Below are 26,097 nucleotides of genomic sequence, written 5' to 3' on the forward strand. Positions count from 1 at the left end.
GGCGAACTTTCACTTTATGCGCAGGTCCATCATGTAGCCGCGCTCGACCAAATCTTGGCTGTCTTTATAGGTAATTGTGCCCTCATAGGCGAGAGAAAAGCTCTCCGAGAAATTGGGTGAATTCAGGATGGCGCTATAATGCGCCCCTCCACCAGCATGCCCACCTACCTCAATGATTTTCTGAAATTCTCCAATCGAGTGGGCCGAAAAACGATAGTGCAAGAGAACTGCTGTCACAGGAACAAAATTATTGATGCACGGCCCAAGTCCATGAATGCTGCCCCGTCGATAATCCACAGCACGATCCGCGCGAAACAGCGGAAATTTGGACAATCGAATATTGCTTCCAAATAAACGCCGCCGTGGTCCTCCTCTTATCGCGGTACCAAATTGCTCGTGATTGATCGTATAACCATCACTGTCAAAACTGGATGAGACCGCAAAAGGCCAGTCTTTTCCTTCATCGTCGAATTCCACTGCATTGAGTGGGCCCGGCGGATAAGTATCAATCATAACCGCAAGGCAGCGATTGAAACCTGACATTTCCAATGCGCTTATAAATTTCCTGACAGCGCCGGTTTCCGATCCGGGAAAAACTAAAAACTCGTCCGCATCAAGGGACAGATACCAACGGTCGCGGCCGTACATGTCAATGAGATCGTCACGCCAATAAGCTCCACGCGCTGTATTCTTATAATCTAGCTGCGACATATAAAGATCAACGTCGGCGGCGTTGGCAAGAACGTCTCGCGTTCCATCATCCGACTGATCATCAACAAATATGAATCGCGTAACGCCAAGCTCACGATAATGGCGGAGGAATGACCTTATATAATTGTTGACATTTCTGACGACGCAGATAAGTGGAAGGTCATCTTCAACCAGCGGCGTCATTGGTCCCGAATGTTTTATCAATTTTGAATCCGGGCGCTTGCCCAGATTAGAAAGAGTCATTTTAGCATGACGCAGATGTGTTTTTAACGTGCGGAATATTGAGACTCGCCTGAGTTCCTGCCAGACAGCGACGTTCTGGACAGGATATTTTTTTGGACTCATATGAGATCCCCTCAGGGTCGATCGTGTTCTAATTAGGCAGTATGCGCACTTTGTAACGCCCAACCTTTGGCGACGTACCCATGATCTTGAGTTCGCTATTCTCGAACTTGATAATGGAAGAGGTCATACGGAATTCCGTATGGACAAAGACCGGGTTAAGCTGGCCTGCTTCACTGAAGCGAATTGCCGAGACATCATCATCGCGCAAGCTGATATGAACGCGCGTCTGCTCGTCTACATTCCTGTCGCTGCGGAACGAGACCAATGCATCAAAACGGCAACGCTGGCCGCGGTCGATATTAATACCTGATTCCTCGATGAAATTGGTCAAGGCTTCCCAGTTTGCATCTTCGTCAATCTGTTCCGGTTCGGTCGGTTCCATCAGGAGCTTTCATTATATTCAGCAGATAATGCATGCCTTATACATCAAAATTGCGCTTGTCGCGGAATCCTTGTGCCTCAATCGTGGAAGGGTTCGACAAAGATGCGCTCACCTGTCAAAAACGCATCGGCCACATGGCGCAAAGGCGCAATGTCGACATCCGATTGTTTGTTCTTAACCAGATCAGCAAAACGACGGTAGAGTTCGGGATATTCCGCCTCAGCTGGCAATGAAATCGCCTTACCATCAATGATAAGCTTCGACCCGCCATCCATAAGGACCATCTGGCCTGCGGAAGTCTCTGCAATAATATCCCATGTCTGCTTGCCGGTCTGACGCCAGTCAAGCTCCACATGGACTGGGGTCCCGTTAGCGCTGGTCATCTTCAGATCGGCCGCAATCGGCGCTTGCCGATTCTCTGGAAATTCCAGTGTCGCGCTTCTGATAAATACCGGGTTGGGCATGATGTGAGTAAGGATGGAGAGGGCATTGATGCCGGGGTCGAAAACGCCGAGGCCACCAGCCTGCCATATCCAGTCCTGATTAGGATGCCAATGCCGGACATCCTCCTTCCAGACGATGTGAACGCTTTGGAGCTTATTGGAGCCAAGGAAGGATTTCGCTGCTTCCACGCCGGGAGCATAGCGGGAGTGCCAGCTGGCAAAAAGCGAAACGCCTTTTTCATTTGCCAAAGACGCCAGACTTTCGACCTCGCTCAGTGTCGCACCCGGCGGCTTCTCAAGAAAGACGTGCTTGCCCGCTAAAATGGCTTCATAGGCGGCGGCGTAGCGAAATTGCGGCGGCATGCACAGTGATACGGCGTCGATAGCCGGGAGTGCCTCGAACATGGCTTTCATGGTCGTGAAATTGGGGATGCCGTCTACGGTGCCGTTACGGCTTGCTGCTGCCACAAGCTTGAAGTCAGCATTTCCTTCTATGGAAGGCAGGTGTTGATCCCGGGCAATTTTGCCAACGCCGACGATTGCCAGATTGATTGGGGGCATAGCGACGTTCCTCTTTTTCCGTCATCGCATCAAACGATTAAAGTGTACTGATTTTTCAGCAGAGGTAATGCGAAATTCGTGCAGCGGCAAGTGGGACCCCGCGATAAACTATGTATCACTGGAATGCTGAAGGGGGCTGCATGGATCAGTTCAATCTTGCACTTGAACAAAAATTGAAGTCCTGTCCGATATTGTCTTGAATCAGTTACGCGGGAAACAGAATGTCCTTCCAGAAAATCGATGATCTTGGTCGCAAGCTTGAGGCTCTTGAGCATGCGTTGGCAATTCTGGGGGCTGACGAGGCTACGCACATGGCTGTGGGTGGTGGTGAAAAACGCGCCGAGGCAATGGGCGCGCTTGCCGGAATGTATCACAGGCAGGCGACAGCTCCAGAAATCGCCGATTGGATTGCTGATGCCGAGGTACAAACGCTGGGTGAGGAACAGCGGGCTGCCGTGCGGGAGTTTCGGCGCCATTACACGAATCTGACTTGCCTACCTGTTGAATTTGTCGAACGCCAGACAAATGCGCGGATGCGCTGTGAACAATTATGGCGGGACCTGCGGGCAAAAAATGATTGGGCTGGTTTCCTGCCCGCGCTTGACGGTGTTGTGGCATTGGCTCGGGAAGAGGCAGCTCTGCGTGCAGATGTGTTGGGGCTTGCGCCCTATGATGCGATGATCGAGCAACATGATCCAGGTGCGCGCATTGCCAGTATCGGTCCGGTTTTTTCGGAGTTGAAGGGTTTTCTCAAGGACTTCGTTCCCGAGGCACTGGCTGTACAGGAGGAGAGGGTGGCCAAACGCCCCTTTAAAGCTCTGTCTGGCGTTTATCCTGTCGAGAAGCAGCGTGAACTCGGACTGGCAATGATGGCGGCTACCGGTTTTGATCTGGCGCATGGCAGTCTTTCCGTTTCACATCACCCGTTCTGTGGAGGTGTGCCAAGCGATGTGCGTATTACCACGCGCTACAGGAGCAGCGAGTTTCTTTCAGCGCTCATGGGGGTCTTGCATGAGACTGGTCATGCACTTTACGAGCAAAATCTGCCAAAAGAATGGTCACATTGGCCGCTGGGCAAAGCCCGCGGCATGGCGATGCATGAGAGCCAAAGCCTTTTCGTGGAAAAACAGCTAGGCCGCAACCCGGCATTTTGGCGATGGGCACTGCCAGTTATTGCCAAACATCTTGGTGAGACATGGGTTTTGGAAGATATTCTTCCGCATGTGCATCATGTGGAGCGCGGGTTGATCCGCGTCGATGCGGATGAGGTGACCTATCCGCTCCATGTTATCCTGCGTTACGAGTTGGAAGAAGACATTATAGCGGGCAGATTGGAAACCACGGATATTCCAGAGGCCTGGGACGCGAAAATGCGTGAATATCTCGGTCTTTCCACAATCGATACACCGGGTGACGGGCCGATGCAGGATGTACATTGGGCCGCGGGCGCTTTTGGTTATTTTCCATCCTACACGCTCGGTGCAATGATGGCAGCGCAGCAATGGGCCGCACTGACGCGCGACTATCCGGCAGCTGATAGTGATCTTGCTGAAGGCAACTTCGCGAAAATCAACGACTGGCGCCGTGCAAAAATCTGGTCGCAAGGCTCACGCTGGTCCACGCCTGAATTACTTGAGCGAGCCACGGGCGAGGAGCTTGACGCAAGTCACTTCATAGAGCACCTGCGCCGCAGATATGGTGCTTCCTGAATATTGGTTTGTTTTCAAAGCTTAAGCGATAGCTTGGCCAGTTGCCTGGCGACCTCTTTCTTGCGGCTTGGATGAATTGCGAGAATGTTGGCGACGCGTCCTGACGGAAAAGCAGAATCGATTTCCTGCATGTCCGGCAATCGCTTGATCGACCCATTGAGCACTTCCCATATCTGATAATTCCAGTCCGCCAACCTGTTGTAGATTGCGCCCGGTGTTGTCTTTGACAGATTGGCGAGGACGTCACGATTGATCTCTACAAGCATTGTGGGATTGGAAGCCGGTATCGTCTTCGTGGCACCTTCAAAAAACAGTCCCTCAGCGCCCTCAATATCGACCTTGATGGAATCAGGCTTGAGTCCTTTTGCCATCGAATCCAGTGTCTCCACCTTTGTGCTGCGCTCGGACGTGGTATTGCCTGACCCAGCTATCAGGCTTGTTGCACCGGCATTGACGGTATGCTCCGCTGTGTTGAGTTCCATTGTGCCCGGATGATCTGCGAGCGCTATTTTGTGTACTTTGATTGTTTTCGAAAGCTTGTTTTTGATGATGGATTTGCTGAAAAGGTTCCATAAATGGGGTAGCGGTTCAAATGAAACCACCTTTCCGACAAAACCCGGCTTGGTAGCCACTGAAAGCGAATAATAGCCGACATTACCGCCGACATCGAAGAAAATACCATCATCCGGTGTGACAGCTTTTATAATGTCGATGTCAAATTTCTCATACTCGCCACTGAAGATACCGAACGTCATGTGATACTGACGCAGATCAAGATATATCTTGAAATTGTTCTCTGTCTCGAACAGCAATTCGACACTTTTGTGCACAAAATTGTTGAATATAATCTCGGCATGACGCTGATGAAATTCCGATGAGGCGAAAAAGTTTCTCCGATGCTGCTCGAGGGAAATCGTGCAAAGTGCGGAGAGATTGTCGGAGATTATCTGTTTCTCCTCGACGTTAGCTTCACGTCCGAGGATAAACTTATAGCAATTCAGAATATCTCCAAAATCAGTCATGTTGCCTTCATGTTATTCAAGAATTTTAGCGGCAAAGACCAAGATCAGGCTCGCCGGGCTATGAAGTAATAAGCGTGAATTCCTGTCGTCGAACGATCATGAAGCAGGTGAACATCGGTCATCTGGTTCTTATGAAAGAGCGCCATCACCGTATTTGCATCGTAATCGTACATCTGGATGTCAGGGTGACCATAATTGTCCCTGTCGATGAAAACTGTCTCATTTTTATAGTAGTCATTGCGGAAATACATCATTCGATCATTGTAATATTCAGTGCGGTTTGCTGTCTTGAACAAAGGAACGTGCAGCGAAGCGACGCCCCCGCTTTTCACGCATTGCAATAGATCGTTGATGATAAAATAGCCGCGGCGCGGTTCAATGTGCTGCAGGACAATATAGCTGTTTAACCAATCGACCTTGACGCCTTCCTTGACAAGAACCTCTGGAGACTCAACGCATCGCACATTTTTCAGCCCGCGTTCAGTGCAGTTTTTCAGAGCAATATTTCGCATTGTTTCGGAGATATCGATACCAATGGCGCTTTGTGCCTGCTCGGCGAGAGGAATGAGCAGCCTTCCTACGCCGCAACCAAAATCGATGATCGATTCAGTTGGGACCTTGAATTCCGGGACGAGACTTTTGATAAGGGCCGTCAAATTGGCGATATCAGCGCGGCCCGTAGCAAAGAATTCATTTGCATTCTTTTTGGTTAGTTTTTTCGATTTGAACTGGTCTTCTGTAAGTACGGCCCAATAGGCATTGTCTTGTGCCAGCTTTTCCCAATCTTCATTTGTATCACGCATGGAGCTCCCCCTCAATTCACTCTACTTATTCAATAATGAACATTCCAAGATTTCTTTTAGGATATAGAGAAGTACTTGCCGATCAATGTTGATCCTCCATCAGAGCCGATTTTACCAAGTTATGACGGTTGGTGTAGTGAAGTTCGGGGAGAAAGGGATCTGGAGCCAATCGGGAGTAGATTCCAAAGCTCTGCTCGATGAACTGTTCAAGAGAAATTTGCCTATATTCCTGCGGTACCTTGAACATATAGGAACCCCTGACACCAAAAACTTCTGCGATCTCCGGATAGACTGGATAACATGCACCTGCGGTCATAACATCTGACGGTATCAGATCAGTGTAATTGGGTTCGATGCCGCATTTTTCCAGATATAGTTGCGCAATATCGTGTATGGGGCGTGCTTTGGAGTGGTTGATGCCGTACATGAAACAATCGCCGCGCGACCACACCCTGAATTTTCCAGAAATATCAAGCCCGTGATCCTCGAAGGTTTTCAAAAGCTGATCTCGTTCTGTGTTCCATCGTGCGAAGTAACCGCATCTTTCATATACGTCCCGGCGAAAAAAACCTCGAGTGGTTTGAACATCGTAGCCCGCTTGATATGCGGCCAGGACAATCATTGAATGAAATGACCCGAGCGGGCTGTCCAGCATTGCTCCCCGTGCGATAACAGTACAAAGATCCGGATGATAGGCGTCAAACTTTATAGAAGGTATCTTGCTGAGATTATCGAAAGTCGAAAAATCATAAGCAAGGCCATTAATATCGGGGTGAATGATAACTTTGGCATATTGGGACAATGTTTGTTTATACTCATCAAGTTTGTTGCGGAACGACCAATAATCGGCGTGTTCAATCTTGATGCCGTTGGTGAGTAATCGCAGTGAGTTTGCAAGTCCGAAAGTATTGCAATTGGAAACGAGTAGCCAATTTTCCATGTCAGAATCTCTACCTCGGGATCACGGGCGCATCATCTCGATCTCGCGTTCATCGCAAATGACATTGGGTTGGGGCGCTTCGGGAAGAGGCAGCATTGTATTGGCCGTGCTCTTTTCGTCTGCCGGTTGGGATACATAATTTTTGACGAAACATCGCATGGCATGCGCTACGCCGATTGAGTTCACTTCCCGATGATCGTCCTCATAATATAGCCCGCCTGCATAGCTGCCGGTTATGATCTCGTAGGATGGAAAATAATCAACCCAATCAAAACGCGCCAACATCTGTTCGGCTACGACCCGTAAAACGGATTTACTATAGGTAGTGGAAACAAGGACACTTCGGTCCTCATAAGTAGCGACCAATGGCACTGGAGAGACGGTGAGAAGCACCTTAACGTGAGGATTGACTACTTTCAGCTTTTGCAGAAAAAGAGTCATATCCACATCAACGTCAGAAACGTTGAAGTTGATGAACTCATATTTTTCAGGATCGTAAGCGCCAGCGCTGACGCCAGGTGCCAGCGGAAAGACAGAACCATCGGATCTCGATCGCCATGCCTCCGTCAGGCCGAGTGTGAAGACGAAAACATCTGAATCGAGAAAGACAGATTTAACCGCTTCAAGATGCGCAAGGCGCGCTTCCCTGACGGCTTCTTCTGTCTCGTAGCCGTCCGGTTCAATCAATGGACGAAACGGGTCGACGAACTTCCCATCTTTACGCTGCCAAGCGGTTTCCAGCGGCGTTCTGCCTTCGAAGACTTCTTCGAAAAGTTGCAATAGCTGACGGGCAGTATAGAGATTTCCGTAGCGGGCGGAAAACACCCCGAAATTACGGCGAATACGCTCCTGAGGAGATAAATATTCACCGGATTCTGTAATCAGATAATGAAAACCGATCCGCTGCATCTGACGCGAAATATGTTGGGCGAAACAGCTTCCGGCTGTAGCAATTTTCATTGCGCTGTCGATTTTGTATCGGGGATTTACAACCGGATCAAAGAGGTGTGTTTCCACTCGCGCGACCGAACGACGCCATAACTGGTAATCCTTAATTCCGACGTAGGGGTTGGTCATTTGTCCGCCTCTGCTATGATATTTTTGACGTGGTTGTATCGGTCAGCAAAGAAATGTTCGGCTGCAACTTCACCCGGCGCCCACTTGGAATAGACTTCAAAACTTTTTTGAATGAATTCTTCCAGCGACATCAACCGGTACTCGCCCAGAACCTTGAACATACGCGATCCGCGAAAGCCGAATGTTTCCGCAATTTCCGGGTAGACTGGGAGGCATATGCCGTCGATTAAAGTATCGTGAGGTACCAGGTCAGATTTGTTTGTCTCAATGCCGATCGATTCAAGGAAGACTCTCGCAACATCATGAATTGGCCGGGCCTTCGGATGGCCAAGGCCGTACATAAAGGATTCGCCGCGAGACCATGATCGGAAAGGCGCTGCTATATCGAGATTGAAGAATGAAAAAACTTTCATAAGCCGGTCCCGTTCCGGCTCCCATCGAGAAAGAAATCCGCAGTGTTCGAATATTTCCCGCCGAAACAACCGTTCCGTCTTTTCGACACTATAGCCTGCTTCAAAGGCCGCAAAAACGAGCATGGAATGATAGTAGGCTGTTGGTCCGTAGATGCGCTGTCCGTCAGCAACAAGATAACAAAGGTCTGGATGATAGGCGTCGAAATCAATACCAGGAATCTTGCTGACGTTCTTCAGAAGGGAGAAGTCATACTCCACGAATTGAATAGCAGGATTGATAATAACCCTGTCATATCCCGGCATGGTTTCCTTGTGCTTTTCCAGGTTTTTCATGAGTTCAAAGACGTCGAAACAGTCCAGGCTGAAACTGTTACTGAGAAGCTTTAAGGAGTTTGCCAGCCCATATGTATTGTGGTTCGAAATTAGCAACCATTTTTCCAAGGGACACTCTCTTCAAAGTGACTGTTACACAACGCTATTCTAGATGGATGCGGAATGAATCCATTGCCTATCAAGCTCATTGGAAATGCACATAAACAACTGTAAATCATTATCAATTTACAGCATTTATCATAGATAAGACTGCTGAAGAGCTATAAATCTATACAGATTGCGTCTCACTGCATCACAATGCGACCATTGCAGGTGATCATTTGAAGTCTTGGTAAATGCCCGCTGCTGACATCGGCGGGGGTATGCCTAATGGGTGTCCGATAAGCTCTCATTGATGGACAATGGCTTTTATTGAGCAGCGAATCTGCTGTCAGCATAATCGTAGCAAGTAATTATTTGGGAACCAAAGTACCGCAATCGATGTTCCTCACCATGTTGGAACAGTAAAAAGCACATGTTCCATTGCAAGATATGGAGGACGTAAAATGTTGAGAACACTCATCGCGTCAACTGCGGCCCTGGGTATGCTATCAGGCGTTGCATTTGCCCAAGGCACTTCGACACCTGCGCCGACCACAGAGACAATGGCCCCCATGAAAGTGGAAACCAATCCACTTTTCAAGAATGCAGCAGGAACAGATGCTGCTCCCGCCGAGACCACAGCTTTCACAGCAGTGGAAGAGGGGGAGCTTCTTGCCTCCGGGTTGATCGGCAAGAATGTATACAACGGTGATGCCGATGACGCAGAATCGATTGGTAAGGTCGCTGATCTGATTGTTGGTCCGGACGGTAGCGTCAAGGCTGCAGTGATAGGTGTTGGCGGCTTCCTTGGGATCGGTGCCAAGAATGTTGCTTTGCCCGCCGACCAGCTCAAATTGTCGGTTCGAGAAGATAAAAATACCTGGATCGTTGTCGAGACAACGAAGGACAAGCTGAACGCAGCCCCTGCATTTGAGATCGGGGATAATTTTACCGACGGCGTTGCGGATCCCATGAAAGCCAACGAAGCGAAGAACCAATCGTCTGGTGACACCGCACCTGCGGCACCTGCTCCGATGGATACGCCCGCTACGACCACACCGGCTCCCGCCCAATAATTATGGCAGGCAGTTCGATGTTTTGGAGCTTAATGAGAAGCCCGGTATTGGCTATGCCGGGCTTTATGCCTCTGGTTCGTGACAAACCGCTTCAATGTTGTGTCCGTCGGGATCAATAATAAAGGCTGCATAGTAGTTCGCGTGGTAGTGCGGGCGCAGACCGGGCGCACCATTGTCTTTGCCTCCAGCCTCCAGAGCCGCGCGATAGAAAGCTTCCACTTCCTGACGATTTTTCGCCGTGAATGCCAAGTGGAGATGTGCCGGCTTCTCTTCAGTTTGGTACAGGCACAACGAAGCCTTGCCCTCCGTGCTAAGTTCTATACCGTATGTTGGCTGTCCCTCGGCGACAACAGCTACGCCCAGCGGTTTTAGCGCTTTAAGATAAAACGTTTTGCTCGCAGCATAGTCGCCAACTCCGAACTTGACGTGGTCAAACATGCGTTCTCCTTATGTGGATATCTGCGCATCAAGCCGATAATCCTAACCTTCATATCAGTAGATGCCTCTGGCTATTTTGCAGGAACAGGGCAATCCAAGTCTCCATCCGCGCATTTGAGGTATGCTTTCAAGTCCTCAATACGGGATGCGGTTTTATCATGAAGGCAAGAACTTGAGACAAATGGATATGCTGAGCCACCTTGCACAGTCGAGCTTGAGAAATTGCATTCGCCGTCTCGAAACGCAATCCAAGCCTTTTGTGCGGTCACCAACAGTTTTGTGGTTGCCGGATCATCCTTCAATCTTCCTGCAATTTGCTTGTAGACAGAATTAAGCTCTCTATCAGCTTTGGAATAAGCTTGTCCGGCACAGATATTCATATCTGTTTGATTTGTCTTATCGCCACAGCTTTGCTGAGAATGAGCGAGCGAAACTCCTCCGAGAAATATAGCCGATGCCAAAAGTAGAGCTTTCATTGCTTCTCTCCTATTGAATAATTGGTCAGAATGTAAATTCATCGACGCTATCAATCTGAAAGCCAACTTGTTCTTTCCATGAAAGGCAATGGAGCGGATAAATTATTCGACATTAAGATTAATGCACTTGGTGCGCCCTGATTATAGCCTAGGCGAAACAAAGCACGCTATGTTCTCCAATCTGTGCATAGCGCCATTTGTTGGTATGAATCTCACGCCCTACATCGCGATCAATCAGCTTGCGGAATTTAATCAGCATTTGAGGGTGTTCTGAATAGGTGGTCAGAAAAAGTTTGTTCTGAAAAATCAGAAACGGTGCAAGACGTCGGTTTGCTACACGCATGTACTCAAAGAAACCTTCCGAAACACTGGGCCAGTGCGGTCCAAGGAAATCGTCAAGCAAGATGACACCACCAGGCACGATCATTTCCTGGGCGAGTGCCATATCGTTGACTACGTGCTTCACATTATGGCCGCCGTCGACCGAGAAAAGCCGCGCACCAGTACTTTCTAGCCGCTGTCGAATGGTTGCTGGTGTAAATGACAAGCTGTCAGCGGAAATTGCCGTGACCTGCCGTTTCAGGTGCGAAAAATAGTTGTCGAGATGTTGGTTGAACATCGACAACGAACCTTTGCCGCTATGATCAAGGTTCTTTTCCTGATCGTCGAAGAGGTCAATGGCAATGCATTTCTCATCTGGCCTTGCTGTTGAAGCCATCAGGAAAAATAGTTTGCCGTGATGCACACCGATTTCTATTATGTCGCCGACAACGTCATCTTCGAACTGAATTTCCCTGATAAGCTTCAGAATATGCGGTATTCGGTTGCCTACCCAACCGTGGATGTTCATCCAAACATCCTTCAACGCAGTCCCGACTGGGTCGGTGTCATTTTCTACTGGAGTGTCGATGAACTCGTCCCCCTGAAAATATGTAATTTCAGAGAAACGTAGGAGCAATAGTACAGGTCAACAATACAGATCGCGCCAAAAAGGTCCGCATGAAACGATTCCGGTTACGCCAAGCCTTCGGCATCGCGGAAAATTAAAAGGAATCGTTATGTTGAAAGAAATGGTAGCGAAGGAGGGATTCGAACCCCCGACACAAGGATTATGATTCCTCTGCTCTAACCTACTGAGCTACTTCGCCCCATGTGTCTTGCGATCCGTAAATGGCTGCCTCATAAAGCTGACCTGGAAACACACTGTCATTCGCCGAAGACGGGCGACAGGGACGTGGGCGGATATATGTGGGTGGGATGGGCCTGTCAAGCAATCTTCTCTACTTGCGAGTTCAGAAATTGCCCGAGAACCGATTCACGACGGTTAACGTCTATAAAAAGCCAGGAAAACTATCCAGCCGTGTTCCTTTGGTGGTAGGGCACAAGAATATTTACCATACTTGTCCACTGTATAGGGTGAATTCTTGAATGGCCACGTTTGCAACACTTGTGTTCGCTAGTTGCTCCGGATATTGCATGCGGACATGAACAAGGCTGAAAAGATGGCTCCACGAATTGCAGTGCTCGGTTGTGGTTATTGGGGCAGCAATCATATCCGCACTTTGAAAAGCCTCGGCGCGCTTTATGCCGTGGCTGATCAAAATAGCGATCGCGCTGCGGGCTTTGCTGCCGAGCAGGGAGTATTACATATTGAGGTCGAAGACCTTTTTACTCATCCGGACGTTGATGCCATCGTTATGGCGCTGCCACCACAGTTTCATGCTGCAGCTGCGATACGCGCTGTAAACAACGGTAAAGACGTTCTTGTTGAAAAGCCGATTGCCCTGACTGTGCCTGATGCGGAGGCTGCCGTGAAGGCTGCCCGCGATAATGGCCGCATATTCATGGTTGGACATGTCCTTCGTTTTCATCCGGCCTTTGAGAAGCTGCTGGAATTGATCAATGTCGGTGATCTCGGTGATGTTCGCTATATCCATTCGCATCGGCTTGGCCTTGGCAAATTTCATACCGAAAATGATGCGCTATGGGATCTCGCACCGCACGACTTATCGATGATTCTTGCAATCACCGGTACAGAACCATTGGAAGTGCGAGGCGAGGGTGCAGCGGTTTTGGATCACCTGAGTGATTTCGCCCATCTTCATCTGCGATTCCCAAATAATGTGCGGGGGCATCTATTTGCCTCGCGGCTCAATCCCTATCGCGAGCGTCGCCTCACGGTGGTCGGGACCAAGGCTATGGCCGTTTTTGACGATATGGAGCCGTGGGACCGCAAACTGGCCGTCTACAAACATTCGATCTGGCAGGATAATGGCCAGTGGGCTTCGACGACAGAAGAGCCAACCTATATCAAGGTTGCGCAAGGGATGCCGCTGACACGCGAGTGCCAAAGTTTCATACACAGTATCGAAACGCGTGAAGAGCCCAAAACCGATGGTGAAGAGGCGGTTCGCGTCTTGCGTATCCTGACAGCAGGTACTGTCGCGCACAACAAGGCCAGTTAACCCTTTCTTGCCCCGGGAGGCTCTACGGTTGTTACAAGGCCCACGCCTTGTTACAAGAAGAGGCAAACTTTGAACGGCAACATCTGGCGGTCCTTCATCTGCCCTTTTAAAGAGTTGCCAAAATATTGCCCGCAATGATTCCGCGGGAAACTTTTATGGAGCAATGATGCAGTTCATCGATCTCGGCGCACAGCGTGAACGGATTAGCAGCAAACTTGACGCGGCTATCGCCAAAGTGGTGCGCGAAGGCAAGTATATTCTCGGTCCGGAAGTGAGTGAGTTTGAGAAACGTCTTGCGGAATATGTAGGCGTCGAACACGTGGTTGCCTGCGCCAACGGTACGGATGCACTGCAAATTCCGTTAATGGCTAAGGGCATTGGGCCCGGTGATGCGGTATTTGTTCCCAGCTTTACCTTTGCAGCGACCGCCGAAGTTGTTGCGCTGGTTGGTGCAGAACCAGTATTTATCGATGTCGATCCCGACACCTACAATATTAATGTTCAACAGTTGCAGGCAGCTGTTGATGCGGTCCGTGCGGAGGGTCGTTTGCAGCCGAAAGCAGTTATCCCTGTTGACCTTTTTGGTCTGGCTGCGGATTACACCTCGCTTTCTGCCATCGCCGCCAAAGAAGGTCTGTTCATTATTGAGGATGCTGCGCAATCCATTGGCGGCAAGCGAGACAATGCCATGTGCGGTGCATTTGGTGACGTTGGCGCAACGAGCTTCTACCCGGCAAAGCCACTTGGCTGTTACGGCGATGGCGGTGCGATGTTTACCAATAATGGTGAGCTTGCCGAGATCATGCGTTCCGTGCTTTTCCACGGTAAGGGCGAAACGCAGTATGACAATGTGCGCATCGGCCTGAATTCGCGTCTGGATACGATTCAGGCGGCAATCCTCATTGAAAAGCTGGCAATTCTTGAAGACGAGATGGAAACACGGCAAATCGTTGCCAAGCGCTATGCTGCAGGCCTGAAAGATATTGCCAAAGTAGCCCTTATGCCGGAAGGCTCGCGTTCAGCCTGGGCACAATATGCTATCGAGATAGGTAATCGCGATGCATTGAAAGCTCATCTACAAGCCAATGGCATTCCGTCTGTCATTTATTATGTGAAGCCACTGCATTTGCAGGACGCATATAAGCATTATGGCCGCGCACCTGGCGGGCTTTCCGTCTCGGAAACTTTGCCGAAGAATATACTTTGCTTGCCAATGCATCCCTATCTCAGCACGGATGATCAAGACAGGATTATCGGGACGATCCGCGATTTTCATGAAAAAGGGGCCTGAGGGCCCCAATTTTCTTTCAATATGGCGGTGTGATCAGGCGTGCTGACTGCTTTGCTCGGCCAGCTTCTTGAGCATTGCCTCTGCTTGTGGCGCGCGTTCGGAGCGGCCAATGAAGCCGCCGCCATAAACGCGGGCGGTATTGCTATCGTCGGAATAAAGCACGCAAGCTTGGCCCGGTGCTATGCCGCTTTCTCCATCGGCCAGCTCTACCCATGTTTCACCAGCCTGGTGATGCAAAACGGCAGGACGAGGCGGGCGTGTTGAACGGACTTTGGCATAAAGTTCCACACCACTTTCAGGAATATTGGCCAGCGCGTCATCGCCAAGCCAGTTGACGTCACGCAGATAGACCTTTCGGGTTTCAAGCGCTTCGCGTGGTCCAACGACAACGCGCGCATTGGCTGCATCAAGGTGTACAACATAAAGCGGATCGCCGGTGGCAACGCCAATGCCGCGACGCTGGCCGATGGTATAATGGACAATTCCCTCATGACGTCCAAGGACGCGGCCATCTATATGGACAATATCGCCGGGGTTTGCAGCTTCTGGCTTCAACTTGGAGATAATGTCGGAATATTTGCCCTGAGGAACGAAGCAAATGTCCTGGCTGTCCTGCTTATTGGCAACGGTCAGGCCCAGTTCTTCCGCGATGGCACGCGTTTCCGCCTTGGTCATTCCACCGAGCGGAAAGCGCAAATAGTCGATTTGTTCTTGCGTCGTCGCAAACAGAAAATAGCTCTGGTCCTTGTCGGTATCGACCGGACGGAAAAGCGAGCGATGCGCACCATTTGCGCGGCTGCGAATATAATGACCAGTTGCAAGGGCATCGGCACCGAGATCACGGGCTGTTTGCAACAGATCGGCAAACTTAACAGTCTGATTGCAGGAGACGCATGGGATCGGCGTTTCGCCGCTGACATAGCTTGCGGCGAAAGGGTCAATAACGGCTTCGCGAAAACGTGCTTCGTAATCGAGCACATAGTGGGGAATACCAATGCGCTCTGAAACCCTGCGGGCATCTTCAATATCCTGTCCGGCACAACAGGAACCGGCACGATGAGTCGAGGCACCATGATCATAAAGTTGCAAGGTTACGCCAACAACATCATAGCCTTGGCGTTTAAGAATGCCCGCGACAACAGAGGAATCCACGCCGCCGGACATGGCAACGACGATACGGGTGTCTTCCGGACGGGCCGGTAGATCGAGACTGTTCAGTGTCATAAGCAATTCCAATTGGATGCAGCGGCATAAAGGCGCACGGCTGATATTCGCCCTATATAGGTGAAATCAGACAGCCTGCCAACAGGAACCGCCATCACAACTATTTTTTCCGTGGAGGCTTGTTTCGTCCACCTGTCCAGAACTTTGATCAAACGCTTGGGGAGCTGGACTGAAGTTTAACAAAAACAAGATAATTCTATTAACCGAAGTTACCAGAGAATGACTACGTGTTTAGTCAATTATTAAAGCCCTGCATGTAATGTCGGCTGCGATAGGTCTTGAAGTTAAGTGTAGAGAGTACAATGACCGATCTTGTTCGACCGAGAGTAAAATATGTAATCGGCCCGGATGGCAGCCCGCTGACCATCGCCGATCTTCCGCCCGCTAGCACGCGGCGTTGGGTAATTCGCCGCAAGGCGGAGGTGGTTGCCGCTGTACGCGGCGGTCTTCTCAGTCTTGAGGAAGCTTGCCAACGCTATACGCTGACGGTGGAAGAGTTCCTTTCCTGGCAGTCGTCGATCTCCGATCACGGCCTGGCAGGTCTTCGAACGACCCGGATACAGCAATATCGTCATTAGATGATGGTGCCTATAAACATGGAAAAGGCTGGTCTTGCGATCAGCCTTTTTCTTTTGATTACTTATGTTCTGTCTAAGCAATCCGTCAGCCAGTTCTGGTATCTTTACGCACAATGAAATGGGTGGCGATAGCCGATACGATGGCTGATATGGTGAAAAACCAGAGGCCGGGTTGAGCAATCGCCGTGGCGAGACCGCTTGTTTTAGCGCCGAAAATCACCAATGCTACCAGTAACACATCCAGCATAGACCACTTTGATAGAAACGCTACGCAATGGTGCCATGTGCGCGTCGCTGGAGCAGTCTGCATAGTAGCCATTTGGGTCACTCCAAGTTTTGTGATTGGCAAAACCACTGAAAAGAGTGCGACAATTATCGCGAGTAGCTGGTCGCCGCCGCCCCATAAAGATTGTATGATGCTGAGCAGTGACGGGTTTTCTTCGAAGAAATAGAGTTTACTGACATTCATGAGGGGCATGGTCAGTCCAAGCGCCAATGTGAATGTAGCAACAAACAAAAGTAACGGAACGATTGATCGCATTAACAACAGAGTTTCCTGTTAGCCTACAAGGCTATGGCATAGCATGGCTGGATCTATCCGAAGCAACGTAATTTTTGGCGGCTTGTGCGCCTTTAATTTCTGGTCGAACGTGAACAAACGCGATACAGACGTGATGCGGTCTTTATAAGCACAGATATTGGATAGAAAATCATATGCGCACTAAAATCGGCTTTCTACTGGTTTTCATTGGACTGGCAACGTCTGCCTTTGCCCTAGAGAGCGGGGCGCCACCGGTACTGAAGCCTTTGACAGAGCAAGCCCAAGCTGCGCATTTAAGCGCGCAGTTTCTGATCCAGTATCATTACAAAACTGTACCGCTGGGCGATGAGCTATCAGAGAAAATCCTTAATCGTTATATCAAGTCGCTTGATCCGGAGAAATTTTTCTTTTCGCAAGCTGATATCGATGTCTTCAATGCCGATAAAGACAAGCTTGATGACGGTATTTATGGTGAGGATCTGACGATCCCTTTCACTATTTTCAATCTTTACGAACAGCGCGTGGTTGAACGTCTCAATTATGCCCGTGACTTGCTGAAGCAAAATTTTAATTTTAGCGTCAAGGAAGACTTTCCAATTATTCGGGATGATGAGCCTTGGCCCAAGACCGAAGCGGAAAGTCACGATCTATGGCGCAAACGCGTCAAGAATGATTGGTTACGTCTGAAGTTGGCTGGAAATGATGATGCAACCATCCGCAAAACACTCGGAAAGCGTTACGCCAATTCGCTTTCCCGCGTCTACAAGTACAAAAGTGAAGATGTTTTTCAGATATTTATGAATGCCTACACAAACTCGATAGAGCCTCACACGGATTACTTTGGACCTACGGCGGCGTCAGATTTCGATATTTCCATGCGCCTTTCGCTGGTCGGAATCGGAGCTGTCTTGCAGGAGCGTGAAGAGTACACGACCATTCGTGAGCTTGTTGCAGGTGGTCCGGCTCAGTTATCCGGGCAATTGGGTGTGGGTGACAGGATCGTCGGCGTTGCACAAGGCAAGGGCGGTGAAATGGTCGACGTTGTCGGAACGCCGCTTCCGGATGTTGTAAAACTTATCCGAGGCACAAAAGACACTGTTGTTCGCCTCAACATATTTCCATCCGATGCCGGACCAGATGGCAAACATCGCGAAATCAGTCTTGTTCGCAATACAATTAATCTGGAGAAGCAGGCGGCGAAAAAGACTGTGTTGCAGGTCAAGAACGGAGATGTAACCAATAAGGTCGGCGTGATTACGCTACCGACCTTTTACGAAGATTTCGATGCGCGCCGCAGAGGTGACAAGGATTATCGCAGCGCCAGCCGCGATGTCTCCAAGCTGTTGACCGAATTGAAGAAAGAGGATGTTGATAGCGTTATTGTCGATTTGCGTAACAATGGCGGCGGGTCGTTGCCACAAGCAATAGAATTGACAGGTCTCTTTGTCGGCAAGGGACCTGTACTTCAGCAGCGAAATCATGATGGCCAGGTGAGGGTGAATGGTTCTGATACACGTTCGGCGTCCTGGACAGGACCACTCGGCGTCTTGATCAATCGCGGATCGGCTTCTGCCTCGGAAATCTTCGCAGCAGCAATTCAGGACTATGGTCGTGGCATCGTCATTGGTGAGCCAAGCTTTGGCAAGGGTACGGTGCAAACCGTGGTGGATCTTGACGAGGAAGCCAGCAACTCGAAACCTGAGTTCGGCGAGCTTAAAATGACCGTCGCTCAATTCTTTCGAATTAATGGCGGTACCACGCAGCTAAGAGGTGTCACACCGGATATCAGCCTGCCGGGTTTCGCAGATCTTGGAAGTATGGGCGAGGCAAGTTACGACAATGCCTTGCCGTGGCTTCAGATCAAAAAGGCAAGCTATAAGCAGCTTGGCGACATCAAGGATGTGCTGCCTGAGGTGCAGAGCCTTCATGATAAACGCGTGGCCAAGGATGAGGATTTTCAGCGTCTGGTCGAAGATGTAGCTGAACTGGACCGCCGTCGTAAACAAAAAGCGATATCGCTCAACGAAACAGAACGACGTATTGAGCGCGAGCAGCAGTTAAGCCGTATCAAAGCGCGCGAGAAAGCTGACGGCTCTACGCCGCTCAATGCTGCCTTTCAGGAAGATGGACTGCAGGCCAATGAGCGCAGCCTTAGCGCGGACATTGCAAGTGAAAAAGCGTTGAAAAATGCCAAGGACGTGTTGCTTGAAGAGTCCGCCCACATAGTTGTTGACCTCTCTGAACTGATGAACGGTTCGTCAAGCACGGCTGGGAAGGCTGTAAAGCAGTAATTGTACTTGCCCGAAACCCACGAGGATTTGAATGTCTGAAAGTATCAGAATTGAAAAAGACGAGGCCGGTAGCGGAGGTCGCTACATAGCAACAGCCTCCGGCCACAAAGCTGAAATGGCTTATTCGCGGGCGAGCCCGAAGCTCATAATTGTTGACCACACGGCCGTGCCCGATGCATTGCGTGGTCAAGGCGTGGGGCAGGCTTTGGCATTACACGCAGTTGAAGACGCAAGGGCAGGTGGGTGGAAGATTATTCCCCTATGCCCATTCATGCGCGCCCAGTCGCTCAGGCACGAAGAATGGGCTGATGTGATTCAGCAAAAATGAGACGTTTTGATAGATTCGCGCTGGCAGCCGAACTCTATCAAAATGTCTCCGGGTCAACCGATCATTGCACGACGGTCGGGCACGACAACTTCTTCGATATCTCTTGGCTTGCCGTCCCGCTGTTCGAGCGCTTCGGCCTTTGCCAGTTCCTTTTCCGATTCTACAAGTGCAGCTTCGGCCTCATCTTTCTGATTCTTCAGATCCCTGATCGATACAAAAAGATTATCGCGACGCTGCCGCGCAGCTTTTGCGAATGTCGGATAGGCAAAATGCGTGGTGTCGGTGATGCCAGCTTTTGTCTCTTCAGACGTTATCTGGGCATCCAGTTCGGCAGCCATACGTTCGAATTCGCCCATCATTAGATCCAGCTGGCCGAGTTGGCGACGCTTTTCCTTAACCTGAAAAAGCTTCAATCGTACTAAACCTTCATGCGACTTCATATTTACTACCCCCGTAACGCTTCACCAAAAGCTGGTACTCTGAGCGCTGTGAAACCCTTCCTGGCGCTCATCCAGCCTCATTCGACCCGAATCACTTGGGTAAAATGAAACAAAAACTTAAAGGCAGGCCCACTTGGTAACCTTTCCTTTACGTTCAGCATTAATCATACGCCTTAAGACTTAAAGCTCTGTAAACCGATGCATCAAGTTTTGAAGCGGCAAGTTTATTGAGTCGAAAGAATCGCTTAGGTGGAAAACCTGATGCTTTGGCTGATGGTATTTTAGCGGCGAGTTGACCTTATGAATCAATGCGGTGTCTGTGATTTTTAATTTATGAGTCAAAGACACTTGCAAAGCGGAATTAGATTTTGTTAACCATTCGGTGGCAATCTTAACGTTATGGAAACGGCTTGTTTCGCGACCTGACTCGGGATTGCCTGACCTAGGGTTTTGGGCAACCCATTTCAGCGGCGGGAAAAGGGGAATGATATGCGGGTTCTTTTAATCGAAGATGATAGTGCAACGGCCCAGAGCATCGAATTGATGCTCAAGTCGGAAAGCTTCAATGTTTATACGACGGATTTGGGCGAAGAGGGTGTCGATCTCGGCAAACTCTACGACTATGACATTATCCTCCTCGACCTCAACCTGCCGGACATGTCCGGTTATGAAGTCCTGAGGACCCTGCGTCTGTCGAAGGTAAAAACACCAATTCTTATCCTCTCCGGCATGGCTGGTATTGAGGACAAGGTGCGCGGTCTCGGCTTCGGCGCTGACGACTATATGACCAAGCCATTCCATAAGGACGAACTGGTTGCTCGTATCCATGCAATCGTGCGTCGCTCCAAGGGCCATGCTCAGTCGGTCATCACCACGGGTGATCTGATCGTTAATCTGGATGCGAAAACTGTAGAAGTCACGGGACAGCGCGTTCACCTGACCGGCAAGGAATACCAGATGCTGGAGCTTCTTTCGCTCCGCAAAGGTACGACACTTACCAAGGAAATGTTCCTCAACCATCTTTATGGTGGCATGGACGAGCCAGAATTGAAGATCATTGACGTCTTCATCTGCAAGTTGCGCAAGAAGCTCGATAACGCTTCAGGTGGCATCAACTACATCGAAACGGTCTGGGGTCGCGGTTATGTTCTGCGTGAACCGGATGCTGCTGATCTTCGCGAAATCGCCTGATACAGTTGATTAAAATGCAAGTGGCTCCGCTCTAGGCGGAGCCGTTTTGTTTTCATACTTTGAGAATTACACTGCCTGTCAGCTTTCCAGACTCCAAATCCATATGCGCTTGGGCTGCTTCCTTTAAGGCATACTCGGCACCAATCGGATTGGTCAGCCCGTCCTGAAGTGCTTCCATCAGGACACTCGATCCCTCACGATAGAATTCAGGATCATTGACCGAGGCAATCACGCTTGGCCGCATGAGTGCAATATTGCCCAGACTTGCAATATCAATCGGCGAGATTGTACCGACTACGTTCCCGACACTGGCAACGATGCCAAAGGAACGAACAGTTTTTAATGATTGGGCCAAGGTCGGGTCACCGATCCCGTCGATGACAAGGTGTACGCCTCCACTGATCTTTCGGGCTTCATTGAACCAGCCTGATTCTTTATAGAGAACGACTTCATCGGCGCCAGCCGCCCGAGCCTTAGCAATCTTCTGATGAGAGCCGACCGTTCCAATCACATTTGCCCCCATCCTTTTGGCCCATTGGGTGACTATTTGACCAAGCCCGCCGGCAGCAGCGTGAACCAACACCCAGTCTCCTCGGCGAACCTTATGCACCTTGTGCAAAAGCATATAGGCGGTAAGCCCCCGCAGCATGGTACTTCCGGCAACGCGATCAGGGATGTTGTCGGGTATTTCCACGAGCCTTGTTTCTGGCAACAATCTTACTTCTGCATAGCCGCCAAGCGGCATACCGGTATATGCCACCCGGTCACCGGTTTTAACCAGTGTCACACCTTTCCCCGTACTTTCGACAATCCCGGCACCCTCCAGCCCTAAAACGGCGGGCAGATCAAGAATTGGGTATTGCCCTTTTCGAAAGTAAATATCTACAAAATTGACACCGATAATCGTTTGGCGAATGCGAACTTCACCTGGCCCCGGTTCGCCAATGATGCGCTCTTGAGCGGTTAATACGTCTGGCCCACCGGCGGCGGACATTTCCACAACGAGTGACATACGAGGTCTCCTTTCCGCACACAAAACCAGAATGTTAAGGGTGAGAAAATTCGGTGAAATTTCACATTGCATGTGCAATAATTCACAAATGATGGATTGGCAGGATTTGCATTATTTTGCAGTTCTCTCGCGAACGGGTTCACTGTCCGCTGCCGCGCGGGAACTGGGGGTGGATCATGCAACTGTTGGTCGCCGCGTTGCAGCACTTGAAAATGTGCTTTGTTTACGGCTAGTTGAACGCCTGCCACGCAGTACGCGCATAACAAGTGATGGCTTGGCAATTGCACAACTTGTCCAAAGTATGGAGCAGTCGGTTCACGCTCTGGATCGTGCTGTGCAAAAATTGGCCCAGTCGACAATTGCAACGGTGAGAATAAGTGCGCCGCCGGCTGTTGCGGCAAAGCTGATTGCTCCGCACGTGGCGGCATTCCATCAAGCGAATCCCGACATAATGCTGGTATTGTCAGGCTCCACGCAAAATGTGGCCCTTGATCGGGGCGAGGCCGACATTGCAATCCGTATGGTAAAACCGGAGGCACCGGAGCTTTTGATCCGGCGCGTCGGCGCTATGCATTTCGGTTTGTATGCAACAGTTGCTGTGGCTGGCTCACCCCCGCGTAGCTTGAAGTTCATTGCCTATGATGCGGCACTGGATCACCTCGACCAACAGGTCTGGTTACGAAGGATGCTTGCAGGGCGTTCCATCGTTTTTCAGGCGAGTGACTTGTTCGGACAGCAAGAGGCCGCACGTGCCGGTGTTGGTGCAGCGGTATTGCCCCGTTTTATGGGTGATACGGATCAGTCGTTAGTGGAGTTACCGACCACTGTTCCGCCACCGGTTCGCGATTTGTGGCTTGCCACCTATGATGATCTCAGGAAGGTGCCAGCGATTCGGCTGGTTATGAATTTCCTTGTCGATATTATCAGCAAAGCCTGTCCAGTACGTTAATCCTTAAATCCAGACGTCATTCTGCGCTGTGCGTTGGCTGTCCTCATTGCCGGTGTTCAGCACGCCGCGCGGTTCAATCAGCATCATCTTGACCTCTTTTTCTGCATAAGGCTTGTGCTCAACGCCTTTGGGCACAACAAAAAGCTCGCCGGGCTTTACCAAGACATGGCCGTCACGAAAATCGATCCGCAGCACGCCATCGATAACAAGGAACGCCTCATCCGTGTCCGCATGGTTGTGCCAGATGAAGTCGCCTTCAATTTTGACGATTTTAAACTGGTAATCATTGATCTCGGCAACCACTTTCGGCTGCCATTGTTCGCTAAAAAGCGTGAGCTTTTCGGCTAAATTGATCGAATTATAGGATTTGGTTGAAACTATATCTGCCATCTTCACGCTCCAATTTCGGATCGGTAGAAGATAGAGCTTTGGCAATTTCAAATATTGTACGTTTGTGCATCTAATGGAAAATGCGTTATTGGCCGAGGATAGACACCCATCGAGCAGGCGAGACACCAAAGGTTTTCGTAAAGTGGCGGATCATATGGCTTTGATCGGTGAAACCTGCTTCAACTGAAGCTTGTGCGGCGTTTGTTCCGTTGCGCAATAAGACCCGTACACGGGCAAGACGGCGCATGACGAGATAACGATGCGGACTCGTTCCATAAAGAAGACGGAAATCCCGAGATAGGCGCCAACGGTCGCGCCCGCTTATTTCTTCTAGACGCTGAAGCGTTGTGGCATTTGTCGGCTCCGCTTCCAGGTAGTCACGCGCTCTCTCTGCGGCTTTATAGTCGATAATGCGAGCCTTGTGCGGTTGAGCATACCCAGCCGCAACATTGAGGGCCTGCGTAAGGTCAAAAATCGCATCCTCATATTCCAGCTTTTCGAACCGGTGTTCTGGTGAGGGCAGAAGTGCAGCGGTCGCCTGATAAAGCCGTGGGTCGGTTGAAATGCCGTCCTTGATAAAGGGAAGCGGCCTACCGCCAAGCACATCTTGAATTTGTGCCGGATGGACATAGGCCATGCGATAATGAAAGCCATCATCGGCGCCAGCCTGCCCATCATGCACTTCATCGGGGTGAAGCACCATGGTGGTCGAACCCGCAAAATTATTACGCAGGGCGCCGCGATAGTGAAAGCTTTGAACGCCGGAAATCGTATAGCCTATGGCATAGGTATCATGCCTGTGCCGTTCATATCCGCGTCCGGAAAAATAGGCTTCCAGGCGTTCAATTTCGACTGCATCATTGGCGAGTTGGATCCAATCACGCCAGCGTCTGTCTTTATGAATTACGCCTGTTCCAGCACTGTTTTTCATAGATCACAAATAACGCAAAGCTTGCGTCATTGCACGAGGCAAGCTTTGCGGCCCGAATGACTATGCTGCTGTGAAAATAATTTCTTCCGGTGTCGCATGAATGGAAATAGTCATGCCGGATTCCTGTGCCAGCAAAAGCGTGTAGTAAGGCTGGACAGCGTGCGCATCGATCGCTTCTTCCGGAACCTTGCCACTGTGAAGCTCAAGAAATTTTGGCGGCACGCGAAGCATCGGTCCGCGTGAGGTGAGGACAAAGCGCGGCTCTGTTTCCGGTGTTTGAAGCGAAACTGACAAAGTGCCGCCACGGGGCAGGGCGGCGTTGGCGATCAAGATCAGGTTAAGCAGCAATTTGACTTTGTTTTTGGGTAAAAGAACACGACTACCCTCCCAACTCAGTTCGGCCTTTTCACCCTTCATATATTGATCTGCAACATTATGAGCGTCGCCCGTATCAATTTGTACTCCTGCCGATCCGGCAGCACCAAAGGCGATGCGGGCAAATTGTAAACGGGCAGAAGCACTGCGAGCACTCGACTTGATCAGGTTCATCGCATCTTCGTCTGCGCCACCCTCTTCAAGCAGTTCAAGACCGTTGTTTATGGCTCCAACGGGCGAAATGATGTCGTGGCAGATGCGGCTGGAAAGGAGCGCTCCGAGGTCCGTTGCCGAAAGGATGACGGGCAATGTCATAAGGGGTCTCCTGAAAATTAGTTTTGTGGTTCCAAGTTCCCGCGAATCACAGTCGCGAATCACTTGATTCTCATGTTCTTCTGGATACAGAGGGCGATGCAGATGGGCAAGAACGTCATGGCTGTCGGACCAAAAGACATAAAAAAAGTCATTTTAACGAGCCATTGAAATGCCAAGATCAATTCATAAACTTTTATACAAGGTTTGCTGTCTTAAATAGGGTTAACGCAAACACAGATTTGCGAATCAGGCGTCAGACAATGAGCGAACACCAAAAGGAATTATTATGGCGTCTCTACTCTTGTCTTTGAATCGTGGCTTTCTCCTTCTCATGACCGTGGTGTCATTGTTTTTTGTGCAGGCGCAGGCGGCGCACGCGCAGAACACTTATTCGATGGACGAAATTGTCAATTCCGGTCAGAGATTTTTCGGTTCGACCTCCGGCGGTCTGGCTACAGCCGTCGAGAAGGTTTTTCAAAGTTATGGTCTACCAAATGGCTATGTCCTCGGTGAGGAAGGCTCAGGTGCGATTATTGGCGGTCTGACCTATGGCGAAGGCCAGCTCTACACAAAAAACGCTGGTGATCACAAAACCTTCTGGCAAGGCCCCTCCATCGGTTGGGATTTCGGTGGTCAGGGATCGCGGGTCATGATGCTCGTCTATAATCTTGACGATGTGCAGAACCTCTATGGCCGTTTTGTTGGTGTGGCTGGCTCAGCTTATCTCATTGCGGGCGTTGGGTTCAATGTCCTTAAACGCAATCAGGTCCTTCTCGTACCGATCAGGACTGGTGTTGGAGCGCGTCTGGGTGTCAATGTCGGCTATCTGAAGATTACTCCCTCAGCAACGTGGAATCCGTTTTGATTTGTAAAATGGAATTTTAAGGCCAAGGCGCGGGCAATCCAGTTCGCGCCTTTGTGTTTTAAACAGCTGACTGATAGTAAGATTGTGTCGAGAAGACCTCT

At 50.1% G+C, this 26,097-nt stretch carries 28 protein-coding genes and 1 tRNA gene; 10 read left to right on the forward strand and 19 right to left on the reverse strand.

Translation table 11 applies throughout. From position 1 onward, the window contains the following. Positions 1 to 9: 9 nt before the first annotated feature. The 3 genes from ACYJL1_RS06765 to ACYJL1_RS06775 all read right to left on the reverse strand — a co-directional run bounded on the left by ACYJL1_RS06765 (position 10) and on the right by ACYJL1_RS06775 (position 2,442). The gene (locus ACYJL1_RS06765) at positions 10 to 1,119 is read right to left on the reverse strand and encodes a glycosyltransferase family 2 protein (RefSeq protein WP_460897618.1); all 1,110 of its coding nucleotides are present in this window, start codon (positions 1,117 to 1,119) and stop codon (positions 10 to 12) included. Beyond that, positions 1,085 to 1,438 (reverse strand): hypothetical protein, encoded by a 354-nt coding sequence (locus ACYJL1_RS06770; RefSeq protein ID WP_460897619.1) that lies wholly within the window; start codon positions 1,436 to 1,438, stop codon positions 1,085 to 1,087. The genes ACYJL1_RS06765 and ACYJL1_RS06770 overlap by 35 nt, the downstream gene beginning before the upstream one ends. Before the next feature lie 77 nt (positions 1,439 to 1,515). After that, the gene (locus ACYJL1_RS06775) at positions 1,516 to 2,442 is read right to left on the reverse strand and encodes a Gfo/Idh/MocA family protein (RefSeq protein WP_460897620.1); all 927 of its coding nucleotides are present in this window, start codon (positions 2,440 to 2,442) and stop codon (positions 1,516 to 1,518) included. A gap of 221 nt (positions 2,443 to 2,663) precedes the next feature. On the opposite strand from ACYJL1_RS06775, the gene ACYJL1_RS06780 reads away from it, so the two are divergent. Beyond that, positions 2,664 to 4,151 carry a carboxypeptidase M32 gene (locus ACYJL1_RS06780; RefSeq protein ID WP_460897621.1) on the forward strand — a complete coding sequence of 496 codons (1,488 nt, stop codon included), beginning with the start codon at positions 2,664 to 2,666 and terminating at the stop codon, positions 4,149 to 4,151. Positions 4,152 to 4,165: 14 nt separating this feature from the next. On the opposite strand, the gene ACYJL1_RS06785 is transcribed toward ACYJL1_RS06780, so the two are convergent. The 5 genes from ACYJL1_RS06785 to ACYJL1_RS06805 all read right to left on the reverse strand — a co-directional run bounded on the left by ACYJL1_RS06785 (position 4,166) and on the right by ACYJL1_RS06805 (position 8,835). After that, positions 4,166 to 5,173, reverse strand: a complete 1,008-nt coding sequence (locus tag ACYJL1_RS06785; RefSeq protein ID WP_460897622.1) for an FkbM family methyltransferase — start codon at positions 5,171 to 5,173, stop codon at positions 4,166 to 4,168. A 44-nt stretch (positions 5,174 to 5,217) separates the two neighbouring features. Continuing rightward, the gene (locus ACYJL1_RS06790; protein WP_460897623.1) at positions 5,218 to 5,976 is read right to left on the reverse strand and encodes a class I SAM-dependent methyltransferase; all 759 of its coding nucleotides are present in this window, start codon (positions 5,974 to 5,976) and stop codon (positions 5,218 to 5,220) included. Positions 5,977 to 6,058: 82 nt separating this feature from the next. Next, a complete protein-coding gene (locus ACYJL1_RS06795) occupies positions 6,059 to 6,916 on the reverse strand; it encodes a WcbI family polysaccharide biosynthesis putative acetyltransferase (protein ID WP_460897624.1) in 858 nt (285 codons plus the stop codon). Positions 6,917 to 6,937: 21 nt separating this feature from the next. After that, positions 6,938 to 7,993, reverse strand: coding sequence for a GSCFA domain-containing protein (locus ACYJL1_RS06800; RefSeq protein ID WP_460897625.1), 1,056 nt, complete (start codon positions 7,991 to 7,993; stop codon positions 6,938 to 6,940). Beyond that, positions 7,990 to 8,835: a WcbI family polysaccharide biosynthesis putative acetyltransferase gene (locus ACYJL1_RS06805; protein ID WP_460897626.1), complete on the reverse strand. Its 846-nt coding sequence runs from the start codon at positions 8,833 to 8,835 to the stop codon at positions 7,990 to 7,992. Before ACYJL1_RS06805 ends, ACYJL1_RS06800 begins: the two co-directional genes overlap by 4 nt. Positions 8,836 to 9,284: 449 nt before the next feature. On the opposite strand from ACYJL1_RS06805, the gene ACYJL1_RS06810 reads away from it, so the two are divergent. Then, positions 9,285 to 9,896 (forward strand): PRC-barrel domain-containing protein, encoded by a 612-nt coding sequence (locus ACYJL1_RS06810; protein ID WP_460897627.1) that lies wholly within the window; start codon positions 9,285 to 9,287, stop codon positions 9,894 to 9,896. Positions 9,897 to 9,959: 63 nt separating this feature from the next. On the opposite strand, the gene ACYJL1_RS06815 is transcribed toward ACYJL1_RS06810, so the two are convergent. The 4 genes from ACYJL1_RS06815 to ACYJL1_RS06830 all read right to left on the reverse strand — a co-directional run bounded on the left by ACYJL1_RS06815 (position 9,960) and on the right by ACYJL1_RS06830 (position 11,958). Then, positions 9,960 to 10,334, reverse strand: coding sequence for a VOC family protein (locus tag ACYJL1_RS06815; protein ID WP_460897628.1), 375 nt, complete (start codon positions 10,332 to 10,334; stop codon positions 9,960 to 9,962). A gap of 71 nt (positions 10,335 to 10,405) precedes the next feature. Continuing rightward, positions 10,406 to 10,810, reverse strand: a complete 405-nt coding sequence (locus ACYJL1_RS06820) for a lysozyme inhibitor LprI family protein (RefSeq protein ID WP_460897629.1) — start codon at positions 10,808 to 10,810, stop codon at positions 10,406 to 10,408. 148 nt (positions 10,811 to 10,958) lie between these two features. Next, on the reverse strand, positions 10,959 to 11,660 hold the full coding sequence (locus tag ACYJL1_RS06825; RefSeq protein ID WP_460897630.1) for a class I SAM-dependent methyltransferase: 702 nt from the start codon (positions 11,658 to 11,660) through the stop codon (positions 10,959 to 10,961). Positions 11,661 to 11,881: 221 nt separating this feature from the next. Continuing rightward, positions 11,882 to 11,958: transfer RNA gene (locus ACYJL1_RS06830), tRNA-Met, on the reverse strand. Between the two features lie 354 nt (positions 11,959 to 12,312). Between ACYJL1_RS06830 and ACYJL1_RS06835 the strand changes: the two genes are divergently transcribed. After that, positions 12,313 to 13,275 carry a Gfo/Idh/MocA family protein gene (locus ACYJL1_RS06835; protein WP_460897959.1) on the forward strand — a complete coding sequence of 321 codons (963 nt, stop codon included), beginning with the start codon at positions 12,313 to 12,315 and terminating at the stop codon, positions 13,273 to 13,275. A gap of 166 nt (positions 13,276 to 13,441) precedes the next feature. Further along, positions 13,442 to 14,566 carry a DegT/DnrJ/EryC1/StrS family aminotransferase gene (locus tag ACYJL1_RS06840; protein ID WP_460897960.1) on the forward strand — a complete coding sequence of 375 codons (1,125 nt, stop codon included), beginning with the start codon at positions 13,442 to 13,444 and terminating at the stop codon, positions 14,564 to 14,566. A gap of 33 nt (positions 14,567 to 14,599) precedes the next feature. Here ACYJL1_RS06840 and mnmA read toward each other — a convergent pair whose 3' ends face one another. Further along, positions 14,600 to 15,790 carry a tRNA 2-thiouridine(34) synthase MnmA gene (mnmA, locus tag ACYJL1_RS06845; RefSeq protein ID WP_460897631.1) on the reverse strand — a complete coding sequence of 397 codons (1,191 nt, stop codon included), beginning with the start codon at positions 15,788 to 15,790 and terminating at the stop codon, positions 14,600 to 14,602. A gap of 302 nt (positions 15,791 to 16,092) precedes the next feature. Here mnmA and sciP point away from each other — a divergent pair, with 302 nt between their 5' ends. After that, positions 16,093 to 16,368 carry a CtrA inhibitor SciP gene (gene sciP / locus ACYJL1_RS06850; protein ID WP_008124404.1) on the forward strand — a complete coding sequence of 92 codons (276 nt, stop codon included), beginning with the start codon at positions 16,093 to 16,095 and terminating at the stop codon, positions 16,366 to 16,368. 85 nt (positions 16,369 to 16,453) lie between these two features. On the opposite strand, the gene ACYJL1_RS06855 is transcribed toward sciP, so the two are convergent. After that, positions 16,454 to 16,909, reverse strand: coding sequence for a paraquat-inducible protein A (locus tag ACYJL1_RS06855; protein ID WP_460897632.1), 456 nt, complete (start codon positions 16,907 to 16,909; stop codon positions 16,454 to 16,456). Between the two features lie 173 nt (positions 16,910 to 17,082). Here ACYJL1_RS06855 and ACYJL1_RS06860 point away from each other — a divergent pair, with 173 nt between their 5' ends. Further along, positions 17,083 to 19,200: a carboxy terminal-processing peptidase gene (locus ACYJL1_RS06860; RefSeq protein WP_460897633.1), complete on the forward strand. Its 2,118-nt coding sequence runs from the start codon at positions 17,083 to 17,085 to the stop codon at positions 19,198 to 19,200. Between the two features lie 31 nt (positions 19,201 to 19,231). Continuing rightward, positions 19,232 to 19,528 (forward strand): GNAT family N-acetyltransferase, encoded by a 297-nt coding sequence (locus ACYJL1_RS06865; protein ID WP_460897634.1) that lies wholly within the window; start codon positions 19,232 to 19,234, stop codon positions 19,526 to 19,528. Between the two features lie 53 nt (positions 19,529 to 19,581). On the opposite strand, the gene ACYJL1_RS06870 is transcribed toward ACYJL1_RS06865, so the two are convergent. After that, the gene (locus ACYJL1_RS06870) at positions 19,582 to 19,968 is read right to left on the reverse strand and encodes a flagellar export protein FliJ (RefSeq protein WP_460897635.1); all 387 of its coding nucleotides are present in this window, start codon (positions 19,966 to 19,968) and stop codon (positions 19,582 to 19,584) included. A gap of 489 nt (positions 19,969 to 20,457) precedes the next feature. On the opposite strand from ACYJL1_RS06870, the gene ctrA reads away from it, so the two are divergent. Continuing rightward, on the forward strand, positions 20,458 to 21,159 hold the full coding sequence (gene ctrA, locus ACYJL1_RS06875; RefSeq protein ID WP_008124398.1) for a response regulator transcription factor CtrA: 702 nt from the start codon (positions 20,458 to 20,460) through the stop codon (positions 21,157 to 21,159). A 52-nt stretch (positions 21,160 to 21,211) separates the two neighbouring features. Here ctrA and ACYJL1_RS06880 read toward each other — a convergent pair whose 3' ends face one another. Continuing rightward, the gene (locus ACYJL1_RS06880) at positions 21,212 to 22,171 is read right to left on the reverse strand and encodes a quinone oxidoreductase family protein (RefSeq protein ID WP_460897636.1); all 960 of its coding nucleotides are present in this window, start codon (positions 22,169 to 22,171) and stop codon (positions 21,212 to 21,214) included. 88 nt (positions 22,172 to 22,259) lie between these two features. Here ACYJL1_RS06880 and ACYJL1_RS06885 point away from each other — a divergent pair, with 88 nt between their 5' ends. Next, positions 22,260 to 23,120, forward strand: coding sequence for a LysR family transcriptional regulator (locus tag ACYJL1_RS06885; protein ID WP_460897637.1), 861 nt, complete (start codon positions 22,260 to 22,262; stop codon positions 23,118 to 23,120). A gap of 3 nt (positions 23,121 to 23,123) precedes the next feature. On the opposite strand, the gene ACYJL1_RS06890 is transcribed toward ACYJL1_RS06885, so the two are convergent. From ACYJL1_RS06890 to chpT, 3 genes are all read right to left on the reverse strand, one after another. Further along, positions 23,124 to 23,510 carry a cupin domain-containing protein gene (locus ACYJL1_RS06890; RefSeq protein ID WP_460897638.1) on the reverse strand — a complete coding sequence of 129 codons (387 nt, stop codon included), beginning with the start codon at positions 23,508 to 23,510 and terminating at the stop codon, positions 23,124 to 23,126. A gap of 85 nt (positions 23,511 to 23,595) precedes the next feature. Continuing rightward, positions 23,596 to 24,441 (reverse strand): AraC family transcriptional regulator, encoded by an 846-nt coding sequence (locus ACYJL1_RS06895; protein WP_460897639.1) that lies wholly within the window; start codon positions 24,439 to 24,441, stop codon positions 23,596 to 23,598. A gap of 60 nt (positions 24,442 to 24,501) precedes the next feature. Beyond that, the gene (chpT, locus tag ACYJL1_RS06900; protein WP_460897640.1) at positions 24,502 to 25,131 is read right to left on the reverse strand and encodes a histidine phosphotransferase ChpT; all 630 of its coding nucleotides are present in this window, start codon (positions 25,129 to 25,131) and stop codon (positions 24,502 to 24,504) included. A gap of 331 nt (positions 25,132 to 25,462) precedes the next feature. Here chpT and ACYJL1_RS06905 point away from each other — a divergent pair, with 331 nt between their 5' ends. Beyond that, the gene (locus ACYJL1_RS06905) at positions 25,463 to 25,996 is read left to right on the forward strand and encodes a DUF1134 domain-containing protein (protein WP_460897961.1); all 534 of its coding nucleotides are present in this window, start codon (positions 25,463 to 25,465) and stop codon (positions 25,994 to 25,996) included. Positions 25,997 to 26,097 lie beyond the last annotated feature (101 nt).

The sequence above is a fragment of the Phyllobacterium sp. K27 genome, assembly GCF_054796155.1.